Source organism: Exiguobacterium artemiae, assembly GCF_033342815.1.
Lineage (GTDB): Bacteria > Bacillota > Bacilli > Exiguobacteriales > Exiguobacteriaceae > Exiguobacterium_A > Exiguobacterium_A artemiae_A.
Window position 1 is genome coordinate 81,061 of sequence record NZ_JAWPEN010000008.1, and the last position, 12,920, is coordinate 93,980.

The 12,920-nt window shown below is 50.7% G+C and carries 11 protein-coding genes and 3 riboswitches; of the genes, 9 read left to right on the forward strand and 2 right to left on the reverse strand.

Annotation, left to right across the window (positions count from 1 at the left end; genetic code table 11):
* Position 1: 1 nt before the first annotated feature.
* A riboswitch (SAM riboswitch) is annotated at positions 2–105 on the reverse strand.
* A gap of 249 nt (positions 106–354) precedes the next feature.
* A riboswitch (SAM riboswitch) is annotated at positions 355–458 on the forward strand.
* 86 nt (positions 459–544) lie between these two features.
* The 9 genes from R7V76_RS09465 (at position 545) to R7V76_RS09505 (ending at position 10,826) form a co-directional block, all read left to right on the forward strand.
* Positions 545–1,576 (forward strand): methionine ABC transporter ATP-binding protein, encoded by a 1,032-nt coding sequence (locus tag R7V76_RS09465; RefSeq protein ID WP_290828452.1) that lies wholly within the window; start codon positions 545–547, stop codon positions 1,574–1,576.
* Positions 1,566–2,216, forward strand: a complete 651-nt coding sequence (locus R7V76_RS09470; RefSeq protein ID WP_214855871.1) for a methionine ABC transporter permease — start codon at positions 1,566–1,568, stop codon at positions 2,214–2,216. Before R7V76_RS09465 ends, R7V76_RS09470 begins: the two co-directional genes overlap by 11 nt.
* Before the next feature lie 30 nt (positions 2,217–2,246).
* Positions 2,247–3,068: a MetQ/NlpA family ABC transporter substrate-binding protein gene (locus R7V76_RS09475; protein ID WP_034770134.1), complete on the forward strand. Its 822-nt coding sequence runs from the start codon at positions 2,247–2,249 to the stop codon at positions 3,066–3,068.
* 27 nt (positions 3,069–3,095) lie between these two features.
* A complete protein-coding gene (locus R7V76_RS09480) occupies positions 3,096–4,307 on the forward strand; it encodes a M20 family metallopeptidase (protein ID WP_318092227.1) in 1,212 nt (403 codons plus the stop codon).
* Positions 4,308–4,463: 156 nt separating this feature from the next.
* Positions 4,464–4,607: riboswitch (FMN riboswitch) on the forward strand.
* A gap of 156 nt (positions 4,608–4,763) precedes the next feature.
* Entirely contained in the window at positions 4,764–5,810 is a 1,047-nt protein-coding gene (ribD, locus tag R7V76_RS09485; protein WP_318092228.1) for a bifunctional diaminohydroxyphosphoribosylaminopyrimidine deaminase/5-amino-6-(5-phosphoribosylamino)uracil reductase RibD, read from the forward strand.
* A complete protein-coding gene (gene ribE, locus R7V76_RS09490; RefSeq protein ID WP_290828442.1) occupies positions 5,795–6,424 on the forward strand; it encodes a riboflavin synthase in 630 nt (209 codons plus the stop codon). Before ribD ends, ribE begins: the two co-directional genes overlap by 16 nt.
* On the forward strand, positions 6,421–7,605 hold the full coding sequence (gene ribB / locus R7V76_RS09495; protein WP_318092229.1) for a 3,4-dihydroxy-2-butanone-4-phosphate synthase: 1,185 nt from the start codon (positions 6,421–6,423) through the stop codon (positions 7,603–7,605). The genes ribE and ribB overlap by 4 nt, the downstream gene beginning before the upstream one ends.
* Before the next feature lies 1 nt (position 7,606).
* Positions 7,607–8,065 carry a 6,7-dimethyl-8-ribityllumazine synthase gene (gene ribH, locus R7V76_RS09500; protein ID WP_012371577.1) on the forward strand — a complete coding sequence of 153 codons (459 nt, stop codon included), beginning with the start codon at positions 7,607–7,609 and terminating at the stop codon, positions 8,063–8,065.
* 127 nt (positions 8,066–8,192) lie between these two features.
* Positions 8,193–10,826 (forward strand): putative bifunctional diguanylate cyclase/phosphodiesterase, encoded by a 2,634-nt coding sequence (locus tag R7V76_RS09505; protein ID WP_318092231.1) that lies wholly within the window; start codon positions 8,193–8,195, stop codon positions 10,824–10,826.
* A gap of 58 nt (positions 10,827–10,884) precedes the next feature.
* On the opposite strand, the gene R7V76_RS09510 is transcribed toward R7V76_RS09505, so the two are convergent.
* Both R7V76_RS09510 and R7V76_RS09515 read right to left on the reverse strand, forming a co-directional pair.
* The gene (locus R7V76_RS09510; protein ID WP_318092232.1) at positions 10,885–11,535 is read right to left on the reverse strand and encodes a DUF4352 domain-containing protein; all 651 of its coding nucleotides are present in this window, start codon (positions 11,533–11,535) and stop codon (positions 10,885–10,887) included.
* An 11-nt stretch (positions 11,536–11,546) separates the two neighbouring features.
* Positions 11,547–12,905: an alkaline phosphatase gene (locus tag R7V76_RS09515; RefSeq protein ID WP_318092233.1), complete on the reverse strand. Its 1,359-nt coding sequence runs from the start codon at positions 12,903–12,905 to the stop codon at positions 11,547–11,549.
* Positions 12,906–12,920 lie beyond the last annotated feature (15 nt).

Below are 12,920 nucleotides of genomic sequence, written 5' to 3' on the forward strand. Positions count from 1 at the left end.
GTGTGTATCATCCAAAGCAGCTGCTTTGCTGGTCGGAGCACCTTGCCGATCGGCAGGTTGCCGTGGAGTCCTAGAGCCAGGTCTCTCGTCCACTCTTGATATATCGTATAGGAATTGTCGGATTAATCATTGAGAAGATGATAGCATTGACGGAAATGAATTGTCAAACTCTCTTTATAGGGCGTTAAAAAGCTTTCGGTAATCCGCCCTGTCCCGGGATACTGATCGATATGGGTCATATGGTTTATTTTTGAAAATATGGTTGACCTTTAAAAGATCTTTCTGTAGTGTAAAAATTAGTTTTACGACATAAGTTCAACCAGCAATAACACACATACGAATTTCATACCGCAACACTTATCCAGAGAGGTGGAGGGACTGGCCCTACGAAACCTCGGCAACAGACTCATTATGAGCACTGTGCCAATTCCATCAGACAATTGTCTGAGAGATGAGTCGAGTGGATTCTGCCATTGTGCGGATCCAGGTCTCTTCTTGTTTCTTAAGAAGAGACCTTTTTTGTATTTTGAAGGGGGAAAAAGTGGTGATTACATTCAAAAATGTAAAAAAAATCTATGAAACAAATGATCAATCGATCGCTGCGCTGAACGGAGTGAATCTCGAAATCCGAAAAGGCGAAATCTTCGGCGTCATCGGTTTCAGCGGAGCCGGAAAAAGTTCCTTATTACGTTGTGTCAACCTGCTCGAACGGCCGACATCCGGCAGTGTGACGGTCGATGGACAAGATTTGACGACACTGTCGGCGAAGCAGTTACGGGAAGCGAAGCAACACATCGGGATGATCTTTCAGCACTTCAACCTGCTGGATTCGAATACAGTGTTTGCGAACGTCGCCAAACCGCTTGTCTTAAAAGGTGTCAAAAAAGACGAGGTCGAGCGGCGGGTCACGGAACTGCTTGAATTCGTTGACTTGGCCGATAAAGCCGATCATTATCCGGATCAGTTATCGGGCGGACAAAAACAACGGGTCGGCATCGCCCGGGCACTCGCCACCCAGCCGTCGGTCCTGTTGTGTGACGAAGCAACTTCCGCTCTTGATCCGCAAACGACCCAACACATATTGCGTCTATTGAAACAAATCAATCAGGAATACGGCATCACGATTTTATTGATTACCCATGAGATGGGTGTCATCCGTGAAATCTGTGACCGGGTCGCGGTCATTGAAGCCGGTCAGCTGATTGAATCAGGAACCGTGTTCGATGTCTTTTCAAACCCGCAGACGGCGACGGCTAAAAACTTCGTCCGCTCCGTCATGCAGGATGAGATTCCGGCCTCGGTTCAAAAAGTCATTGACCAACGGGATGCCGGCCATCACATCTACAAAATCAACTTCCTTGGAGCAGGGACGGGACAACCGCTCTTATCGCAGGTCGCAAAACGGTTTGATGTCGATCTCAATATCCTGCATGGCAGCATTACGGAACTGCAAAACATCCCGTTCGGCAGTCTGCTTGTTGAACTGATTGGCGACGCGACGGAGATCAAGCGGGCATTACAATATATCGATCAGTCGGATGTCATCGTCGAGGAGGTGCTCGCAGATGCTAGTTAATTACACGGACATCTGGACTGCTTTTCTGCAGACGTTGACGATGGTTGGACTGTCATTACTCTTTTCGACATTGATTGGTTTACCGCTCGGGATTCTGCTTGTCGTGACACGCAAAGGAGCGTTGCTCGAACAAATTCCGTTCTTCAATGTCCTAAGCGGCATCGTCAATATCTTCCGGTCCGTTCCGTTCATCATTCTGCTCGTGGCAATCATTCCGCTGACCCGTTTAATTGTCGGATCGTCAATCGGAACACAGGCGGCAATCGTTCCGCTCGTCTTTTACGCGGCACCGTACATTGCCCGCCTGATCGAAAGTTCGTTGCTTGAAGTCGATACCGGTGTCCTTGAGGCAGCGGAAGCGATGGGGGCGACACCGTTGCAGACGATTTTCCGTTTTCTGTTGCCGGAAGCGCTTAGCTCGCTTGTTCTGAACCTGACGATTGCGACGATTGGTTTAATCGGCGCATCAGCAATGGCCGGGGCGATCGGTGGCGGCGGACTCGGTGACTTGGCGATTACTTACGGTTACCAACGGTTTGATACGACGGTTATGATCATCACGGTCGGAATTCTCGTGATCTTGGTTCAAGGGTTACAGACGACAGGTAATCTGTTGGCACGAAAAATTCGGAGACACTAAAAAAAGAGAGAAAAAAGGGAGAGATGGATGATGAAAAAAGGTTTAGCGATTGGTGCAGCATTGACGACGGTATTGTTTGCGGGATGTGCCGCTTCCGGAGAAGAAGATCAAAAGACGGTCAAGCTCGGAGTCAGCGGTTCTGATACACAAGTCTGGGAATACGTCGCAAAAAAAGCGAAGAAAGAGGGCATCACGATTGAACTCGTCAAGTTCTCCGACTACGTCCAACCGAACCTTGCCCTGGCGGAAGGAGAGATTGATGCGAACTCCTTCCAGACCGTCTCTTACTTTAACGCCTTCAAAAAAGAACATAAGTTAAAACTGTCACCGATTGCGACGACGGTCATCGCGCCGATGGGCATTTATTCGGATAAGGTCAAGGACGTCAAAGACATTCCGGTCGGCGGAAAGATTGCCGTTCCGAACGAAGCGACAAATATGGGTCGGGCATTGTTGCTGTTGCAGGAAGCCGGCTTGATTAAATTGCCGGACGACTTTGACGGCAACGGCTCCGTCGATAAAATCGTCGAGAATCCGAAAAAACTGAAGATTGTCCCGGTCGTGGCCGGTCAGACACCACGCGTTCTGCCGGATGTCTCGGCCTCAATCATCAATAACGGAATCGCCGTCGATGCCGGCTTTAATCCGATCAAGGACTCGATTCTCCATGAAAATGAGACGGCAAAACCATACATCAACATCATCGCGACCCGGACGGAAGACAAAGATAAAAAGACACTCAAGAAAATCGCCTCGCTGTACCAGCAGGATGACGTCGCCGCCTTCATCAAAAAAGAGTACAAAGGCAGCACGATTCCAACGTTCGTCCCTCTCAGCGATATCGGAGAATAACCAAAAACCAAAAGGAGCGTGACCGAAATGACGATTCAGACGATACGGGAAAACCTGACACAAACGATTGAACAGGATATTGAGCAAAAACGCGAGTCTTACCTTGAGACAAGCCACCGGATTCATGCGACACCCGAGATTGGCAATGAAGAATATTTTGCGTCACGCCATCATGCGGAACGGCTGACGGCGGAAGGCTTTACAGTCGAACTTGGTGTCGCGGGACATGAGACGGCATTCCTCGCCCGGAAAGTCTCGGATAAACCGGGAGCGACCATCGCTTTTCTCGCTGAATATGACGCGTTACCGGGGATTGGTCATGCGTGCGGGCACAATATCATCGGTACGACGAGTGTCGCGGCGGCAATCGCGCTCAGCAAGGTCATCGATGAAGTCGGCGGCAGTGTCGTCGTCCTCGGGACACCGGCGGAAGAAGGCGGACCAAACGGCAGTGCGAAAGGTAGTTTCGTCAAACATGATCTGCTGACAGGGATTGACGCGGCTTTAATGGTTCATCCGTCCGGACAGACCCGGATCACCGGTTCGTCGCTTGCCGTCGATCCGCTCGATTTTGCCTTCACCGGCAAACCGGCTCATGCGGCAGCTTCACCGGAAGAAGGGATCAATGCGCTTGACGCCGTCATTCAATTGTTTAACGGGATCAACGCGTTACGGCAACAGTTGCCGAGTGATATCCGGATTCACGGCATCATTACAGATGGCGGAGATGCGCCGAACATCATTCCCGAGTATGCGAAGGCCCGCTTCTTTATCCGGGCGACGACACGCGAACGGCTGAATGCAGTGACCGCTAAAGTCAAAGCGGTTGCTGAAGGAGCGGCTCTGGCGACCGGAGCAACGCTTGAGGTCATTGCTTTCCAAAATGAGGTCGATAACCTCCTGTTCAACCGGACGTTTGACGAGATTTTCCGAGAAGAAGCGACGGCGCTTGGAGAAGATGTCAAGACGGATGAACGACCGGGACTCGGCTCGACCGATGCCGGAAATATCAGTCAAGTCCTGCCGACGATCCATCCGTACATCAAAATCGGAGCCGATGATTTAGTGGCACATACCGAAAGTTTCCGGGAGGCGGCAAAATCGGAACAGGGCGATGAAGCCTTGATTACGGGAGCTAAAATTCTGGCGCGGACCGGATTACGTCTGCTGACGGATGATTCGTTGCTCGGCACGGTCAAACAGGAGTTTCACGACCGGAAAAACGGATATTTGACGTAACCGGAACAGATAGAAGTATGGATTTCCCCACCGGATCTTTTCATGATGACCGGTCGGGGAATCCATACTTTTTTTCCGGCCTCGCGAAAAAGAATACAAATTCTTTTTTGTATTTTAAAATAACCTGTGCTAGTCTTGACCTGTACAACTGAATAACCAGTTCTTCGGGGTAGGGTGAAAATCCCAACCGGCGGTGATGCGATGTTAAATCGACGAGCCCGCGACCCATAGTGTACGCACTATGGCTGACTTGGTGTGATTCCAGGGCCGACGGTAAAGTCCGGATGGGAGAAGAACGAAAAAATGTGCTTGAAACCATTTTCTGAAAAAATCTATTCGGAAAAAGGTCTATTTCTGTATGCTTTTTAACAGAAAACAAGACGTTTCTTTCATGACCCTTCAATCATGACGCCCTGCATCTGCAGCGGCGTTTTTTCTTTTGAAAGGAGCGAAATTATGAATAATCGAATGCATCAGGCGATGCAACTGGCACGGATGTTAGACGGACAAACAAGTCCGAACCCGAGTGTCGGTTGTGTCATTACGAAACATGGAAAAGTGCTGGGCTTCGGCGCCCATCGGTTTGCGGGCGGACCGCATGCGGAAGTCGAAGCGTTAAACATGGCAGGAGAGGCAGCGCGTGGTGCCGATCTCTATGTGACGCTCGAGCCGTGTAACCATCATGGAAAGACACCCCCCTGTACGGAAGCGATTTTAGCTGCCGGCATCAAGCGGGTGTTCGTCGCGACCGAAGATCGTCACGCGATCGTCGCCGGACAAGGCATCAAGCGCCTGCGCGACGCGGGACTGACGGTCGAAGTCGGACTGCTCGAAGACGAAGCCGTTCGCTTTTATACACCGTTTTGGCAAAGTCTCAAACGTCACCGTCCAAACGTCACCGTTAAAGTCGCACAAAGTTTAAACGGGATCGTCACGACGGGGCAACAACGCTTTATCACGTCAGTTGCAGCACGAGAAGCCGGACGCGGGCTGCGGGCGACACACGATGCCATTCTCGTCGGAAGTGAGACGGTATTGGTCGATGATCCCGCGTTGACATTACGGACGGAAGCCGGACCGGAACCAATCCGGGTCGTCGTCGACCGGCGCGGACGTTTGCCGGAAACGGCCCAAGTTTTCCGCGACGGCCTGAATGCGACATACTGGCTGACAGAACAACCGCGTGTCTCGAGCCAATCGAACGTCACGGTTCTCGTCGGCACGTATGCGACGCCGGAGCAGATTTTAGAGACGCTGTATGCACAAGGCATCCGCAGTGTATTAATCGAAGGCGGACCGACGATTCAGTCGGCGTTTTTAGAGGCCGACCTTGTCGACCGTCTTGAGATTTATCAAGCGCCGTCCGTTTTAAAGGGAATGCCGGGATTAGCAAGTGCTGTCGAAATCGAAGACCGGTTTGACTTAACGGCTGTCGCACCAATCGGACAGGATGTCCACCTGCGCTACGCGCGGAAAGGAGACGGACCATGTTCACAGGATTGATTGAAGAAGTCGGAACGCTCAAACGAAAAGTTCCGCGCCCGAATGGTCTGGCGCTTGAAATTGAAGCGCGGCATGTACTCGAAGGAACAAAAATCGGTGACAGTATCGCGGTTGACGGGATTTGTTTGACGGTCACGGCGATGACGGCGACAGGCTTTACGGCGGACGCCGTACACGAAACGATTCGGGCGACGTCTCTTCAGACCTTACGGGTCGGCACACCGGTTCAACTCGAACGGGCGATGCCGGCAGACGGACGATTTGGCGGTCATTTCGTCAGTGGACATATCGACGGAACGGCCCGGTTCTTAAGTCGGCGTCCGGACGGTGAAGCGATGGAATACCGGTTTGAGACCGGTGACTGGCGTAAGTATTGTATTCCGAAAGGTTCGATTGCGATCAACGGAACGAGCCTGACGATTCAGCACATCGAGACAAACAGTCTGACAATCTCGTTGATTCCACATTCGCGGCAGGTGACGACGTTCGACCGGTTGCAAAGCGGATCGCTCGTCAATATCGAGTGTGATTTAATGGCAAAACATCTGTATCACTTTACGCAACAGGAACAGAAGACGGATTGGTCGGCATTTTTAGGAGGCGGAGCAGGATGAACGGATTTGATCTTGTAGAAGAAGCGGTGGAAGACTTAAAACACGGACGTCCGATCATCGTATGTGATGATGAAAATCGGGAAAATGAAGGGGATCTGATCCTCCTCGCGGAACATGCGACACCGGAACAGATCAACTTTATGATCACGCACGGGAAAGGACTTGTCTGTGTCCCAGTCAGTCCGCAACTCGCAGCCCGGCTCGAGCTGAACCCGATGACGGATGTCAATACCGATCCGCACGGGACGGCATTTACGATCAGCATTGATCATGAAGACGCGAAGACCGGCATCAGTGCCGCGGAACGTGCCTTGACGATTCAAGGGATGCTGACGGACGGACCTGAACAGTTCAAGCGTCCCGGTCATATCTTCCCTTTGATTGCAAAAGAGGGCGGCGTTCGCGAACGACGCGGTCATACGGAAGCCGGTGTCGATCTGGCACGTCTTGCGGGAAGTGCTGAAGCAGCCGTCATTTGCGAAATTATTCTCGAGGATGGAACGATGGCCCGCGTGGATGATTTGCTGACGTATAAAGAAGTCCACGGATTGAAGATGATTACGATTGATGCGCTTGTTGCCTATCTTGAACGTCCGGTCCGACGGGAAGCGGACGTCCTGCTTCCGGCGGCGCATGGCGCATTCCGGATGCTCGGTTATACGACGCCCGACCAAAAAGAGCATGTGACCGTCCTGTCGGGAGAGCCGGAAGACGGGATGCTCGTCCGGCTGCATTCCGAGTGTCTGACGGGAGATGTGTTCGGTTCAAAACGGTGTGATTGCGGTCCGCAACTCGACGCGGCACTGGAACGGATTGGTCAGGAAGGCGGAGCCGTTCTTTACCTGCGACAGGAAGGACGCGGCATCGGTTTGATGGCAAAACTGAAAGCCTATGAGTTGCAGGAACAGGGGCTCGATACGGTCGAAGCGAATCATGCGCTCGGCTATGCGACGGACTTACGCGATTATTCTGTTGCCGCCGCTATGTTGCACGATTTAGGCGTCACGAAAATCCGTCTGATGACAAATAACCCCGAAAAACAGCAGGCGTTGGAAAACGAAGGGATCACCGTGCTTGAACGGGTTCCGCTTGAAATCGCACCGATTCCGGAGAACAAACAGTATTTGCAGACGAAACAAACGAAACTCGGGCATCTGCTCGACATCCAAGGAGGAAACTAATATGGTATTCGAAGGATTTTTAACAGGTGAAGGACTGCGCGTCGCGATCGTCGCAGCGCGATTTAATGAATTGATTACATCGAAACTCGTTGGCGGAGCAAACGATGCGTTTCGTCGCCACGGCGTCGCGGCGGATGCTGTCGATACAGCTTGGGTACCGGGAGCGTTCGAGATTCCACTCGTCGCGGAAAAGCTTGCGAAAAGCGGGAACTATGACGCTGTCATCACGCTAGGAGCCGTCATCCGCGGAGCCACGTCGCACTATGACTATGTCTGCAACGAAGTCGCAAAAGGAGTCGCCGGTGCCTCACGTGAAACGGGCGTTCCGATTATCTTTGGTGTTCTGACGACGGACTCAATCGAGCAGGCTGTCGAACGGGCGGGAACGAAAGCCGGTAACAAAGGATATGAAGCGGCGGTTTCTGCGATTGAAATGGCCAACTTACTACGCACCATTTAATGAGATAACTGAGTCTTGAGACCTGTTTCTTCACGGAACAGGTCTCTTTTTTCTTGAGCACGCAGGACTTCGATGACATCATCCATAATCAAAAGAAGATGACTATTTCGTGAAGGAGGGGAGAACGATGCACCGTTCTGAAAAAAGGTATTATCTCCCGGCGATTATCTTGTTCACGGTCGCTTATTATATTTGGATTGTCTCCTTTACCGAGCAGTCGGATATTACGACTTGGGGAAGCAATTTATTCGGCATTATAGGAAGTTTCTTTGCGACGTTTATGCTGGTGCGTGCGCAACAGGAACCGCAGAAAGAGGATCGATTTTTTCTATATCTGGCTCTTGGGACCGGTAGTTATCTGATTGCAGAAGCGATTTGGCTGTATTACGAAAATATTTTGCAGGTTGAAGTTCCGTTTCCTGGAGTATCGGATATTTTCTATGTCCTCCAGTCGGTCTTTTTCTTAGTGGCATTCGTCCATTTGATTCATCGGCACGTTACGAAAAATCGGTTGCTCAGCTTTATTTTTGATATTGCCATCGTCATGACGGTAGCGGTCACCTATAGTTGGTATTTCCTGATCCGGCCGTTGTTTGATACACCGTTCGCATCGAACGCCGAGGTGATGTTAGCCTTTGCTTATCCGTTGTGCGACATCGTTTTGTTATTTTGTATGATCAGTATTTATTATCTGTTCGAGAAAAAAGAGTGGTACGAACGGCGGCGCTTGTTTCAGTTTCTATTTGCCGGACTGTTACTTCAGGTTGGAGCGGACACGTTATTTGTCTATATGACGACCGTCAGTGGAGACAATGCGATCCGATTGATTGACCCGTTATTCATCCTTGGATTACTGATGGTCGGTGTCTCGGGGCATATCGTTAGTCCGGTAGATTCAAAAGAAGACAGACAGTCGAAACAACGGATAAAAGTGCAGGTCGGAAAGTTATTTTTACCGTATTTACTGGTCATTCTGCTGTTTTTGACGATGGCTTTCTATGCGCGTCGGGACGAAGCCTTAAACGGGTTGATGATTGGTTGTGCTGTCACGATTCTTCTGATTTTAGTCCGCCAGATTCTGATGATTTTAAGTCACCAGGAACTGATTCAGGAAATTCATGAAAAGGCGGATGAGCTGGAAGTCAGTGAAGAACGCTACAAGTCGTTGTTCACGTACCATCCGGATGCCGTCTATTCCCTTGATCTGAAAGGACGGATTGAGAGCGCGAATCCGTCTTTTGAAAAATTAACGGAGCAGCATGCGGAAGAGTTAGTCGGTAAAACGTATCGTCAGTTCACGACATGGCAACAGACGTCGACAGACAAGGCGACAGCACAGCAATTTGAAACTGTTTTCCAAAAATCCGGCGGTCCGGATGTGTTGCTGAACGTAACCAACATTCCGATTCGCGTCCGGGACCGGTTCGTCGGAATGTACGGGATTGGTCAGGATATCACGACAATTAGGGAAAATGAATTAAAGATTCGCCGGCTTGCCTATTATGATCATTTGACCGGTGCCATCAACCGGACGTACTTTGAAGAAGTGTTACACCATTTAATCGAAACGGAACAAGCCGATGAGACGATCGTCCTCTGTTTCATTGATCTCGACGACTTTAAACTCGTCAATGATTCGTTTGGTCACCATGTCGGGGATCAGTTACTGATTCAAGTGGCAAAACGCCTCCAAGAAGCCGTCGAACCGGACGATCTCGTTGCCCGGCAAGGAGGAGACGAGTTTACTGTCATCCTGCGGAATGTCACGTCGGATGATCAGGCGAGATGCCGTACGGCCCGTCTGCTGGATGATTTAAAACGAACGTATGCGATCGAAGGAATCGAATTGATTTCCAATCCAAGTATTGGAGCGGTCAGTTGCCGGCGGACAGCGGGAAAACATGTCGTAACGTTGTTGAAGCAGGCCGACCTCGCGATGTATCAGGCAAAATCGGGTGGCGGTAAATCAATCATTTTCTTTGAAGATATTGCCGAAAAAGCGTCCTACCGCTTGCGACTCGAGTCGGAGCTGCCGATTGCCATCGAAACCAATCAGTTGATTTTACATTATCAGCCGCAAGTCGATACGGTCACGTACAAGATGGTCGGCGTTGAAGGACTGATCCGCTGGAATCATCCGGAACTGGGAATGATTACACCCAACGATTTTATTCCGATGGCGGAAGAAGCCGGGATGATTATCCGGCTCGGGGAATGGGTCTTGCGCGAAGGATTTTTACAGGCAAAACAGTGGCAGGATGACGGTCTGAACTTAAAAGTCGGACTCAATGTTTCGATGCAACAGTTTCATCATCCGACGTTCGTCCTGACGTTGATTCGGCTGGTCGAAGAAACAAAAGTCGATCCGACCCGGATTGATCTTGAAATCACGGAAGTCTCAGCCGTTGAAGACATCGAAGAGACCGTCTTGACGATGAATCGTCTGAAGGACCTCGGCTTCACGATTTCGATTGATGATTTCGGAACCGGTTACTCGTCCTTATCGCGGTTGGCGGATTTCCCGATCGACACATTAAAGATTCCGCGTGAGTTCGTCGAAAAAATCCAGCCGGCAACGACCGGTTACTCGATGATTTCGTCCATCATTCACTTAGCGAAGTCGCTTCATCTTGAAGTCATCGCGGAAGGGGTCGAGACACTTGAACAGGTCAACGTCCTGAACCGGTTGGAATGCTCGCGGATGCAAGGGTATTACTTTGGCCGGCCGATGCCGGCAGAACAAATCCCGGCTCTTTACTAAAAAAGAAGACGATCCTTTCCGGTAAAACAGGAAGGGATCGTCTTTTGGTCTTTTAGCATTATAAGCGCAATGTAAGGGATGAACCTTTTCTAAGCACATCACGTTTCGCGCTGAGGACATCACTCGTCAACAACTCGACTGATGTGAGCGGTTGTTCGATTATGAAGCCGAAGTTTCCGCGTCGTGTCTCGCCGGGAGCGTATGTCGCAGCAAGCGACTCGAGGTAGACATCGTCCTGCAGTGTCTTCTCGGTTGTCGCATCGAGCTTAAAGTGAGCGACCGGGTTAAACGTAACCGGCTCGTCGCCTCCGTTCGTGATCGTCACACGCGTCTTGACGAGATCAAAGGATTCGTCATGGGTGAAGCCGTGGAAGAAATCAATCATCCCGTAACTCGGCCGGGCATGGAACACTTTCACTTCTTCGACTTTCATCGTGATCGGTCCGATCGTGCGTGTAATGCCTGGGCGGACAAACTGTGTTAACGTCAATTCGCCTTTAGCGTCGGTAACCGATGCATCGACTTTCGTCAGTTTACGGTCATCTGGCAGTTGCGGGTTCGGGACATATGCGGCAGACTTCTCGATCGATACCGGTGTCTCCTGTTTCGGGCTCGACTTTTCTGATGACTTCTCTTGGATGGTGTCTGGCGTAGTGGCGCAACCCGAAAGAATCGTCCCGAGCATCAAGGCAGCAAGTATCTGTTTCATGGAAAGTCTCCTTATTTCTTCGACTTCAGTAAATCGAAGATGATTTTGGCATGATCCGTATTATCGACTTGACCGGCAAACCGTTCCTTCGCGGGACCAAACGCATAGACGGGAACATCTTCACCGGTATGTCCGCCTGTCGTCCAGCCGGTATGCGACCGTTCGTTGAAGATGGCTTCGATCGCATTGTCGACATCAAGCAGTTTCTTCGATTCCGCAGCACGTGTAATGGACTCGATTTCGTCTTCCGTCAAGGCAAGTTTCTTTTGATCGATATAGGTCGTCAACGTTTTTTTGACATCGGCACCTTCGATGATTTTTGCTGCCATGAAGTCCGGTGTCTTCTTCGCCGCCTTGATCGGCTCGGCGAACCAGTTATAGATACCGTCCGCTCCAATCGAGTAACCGCCGGTTGAATGGTCGGCTGTCGCCACGACAAGCGTGTGCTTGTCTTTTTTGGCAAAGGCGATTGCCGCTTTGAAGGCACGTTCGAAGTCTTCCATCTCGCTCATCGCTCCGACGATGTCATTGTCATGACCGGCCCAGTCAATCTGACTGCCTTCGACCATCAGGAAAAAGCCTTTTTTGTTGGAATCGAGGCGTTTGATGGCAGAGTTCGTCATCTGCTCGAGGGACGGTACGGTATTCTCGCGGTCGATGCGTTTCGGCAGTCCGCCGTCCGCGAACAGACCAAGAACCTGCTTGTTTTTATCCGCCTGCATTTGATCGAGATTCGTGACGTAGCTGTAGCCGTCTTTCTTAAACGCTTTCGTCAAATCGGTATCCGGACGGACGAAGTTTGATTTCCCGCCGCCGAGCAGGACGTCGATCTTATGTTTGCCGTTGACCCGCTCCTTGAAGTAGTCGTCCGCAATCGCATTCATGTTTTTCCGGTTCTCATCGTGCGCACCGAATGAAGCCGGTGTCGCGTGCGTGATTTCGGATGTCGCGACAAGTCCCGTCGATTTTCCGCGTTCTTTCGCTGCTTCGAGGACCGTCTTGACTTCTGATTTATCATTGTCGACGGCAATCGCGGCATTATATGTTTTGACACCGGACGACATTGCCGTCGCAGCGGATGCGGAATCCGTAATGTTTTGCTCCGGGTCTTCCGGATAGGTCATCTGTTGTCCGACGAGATATTGATCAAATGCCGTTTTTTCTGCCAGTGGCGTCGAAGGATCGTTCTTTAAGTAACGGTGGGCCGAGGTATAGGAAACACCCATTCCGTCCCCAATCAGGAAGATGACATTACGGATTTCCGGTGATTTTGCATGTTTCGTTTTTGCTTCGGCGTCGTTCATCGAGACCATCGTACTTAAGGAAAGGGTCGACAAGGCAAGAATGGGAATGATTCGTTTTAACTTCATGGATTGTTCCTCCTT